This is a genomic window from Sporosarcina koreensis, from assembly GCF_001531445.1.
Lineage (GTDB): Bacteria > Bacillota > Bacilli > Bacillales_A > Planococcaceae > Sporosarcina > Sporosarcina koreensis_C.
The window spans coordinates 1-243 of sequence record NZ_LQYA01000416.1 but is presented as its reverse complement, the minus strand read 5'-3'; the positions used below and the strand labels follow the sequence as shown (position 1 = coordinate 243).

The following is a 243-nucleotide window of genomic DNA, read 5'->3' as shown; positions in this document are numbered from 1 at the left end:
CAATACGTTCATGATGATGGTTGCAGATAAAAGCTTAGAAAAGAAAAAACAGCATAAAGGCAATACGTGCAAAAATCGTTTCTGCCACATCTGTGCGTGGAAGAAATCAAGAAAAGATGCGTTGGCGTTATCGGTGATGATGGCTTACTTAAAGCAAGAGGAAAATAAAGAGTTTATCTTTGTGACATTAACAGCACCAAACGTGCCAGCTGATGAATTGGAAGATGAAATTAAGGACTATAA

1 protein-coding gene is annotated in these 243 nt (G+C 37.4%); it reads left to right on the top strand.

The genetic code is table 11. The annotated features are described in order from the left end of the window. A partial coding sequence (locus AWV70_RS22680) for a protein rep (RefSeq protein ID WP_160327739.1) occupies window positions 1-243 on the top strand: 243 nt, incomplete at both ends.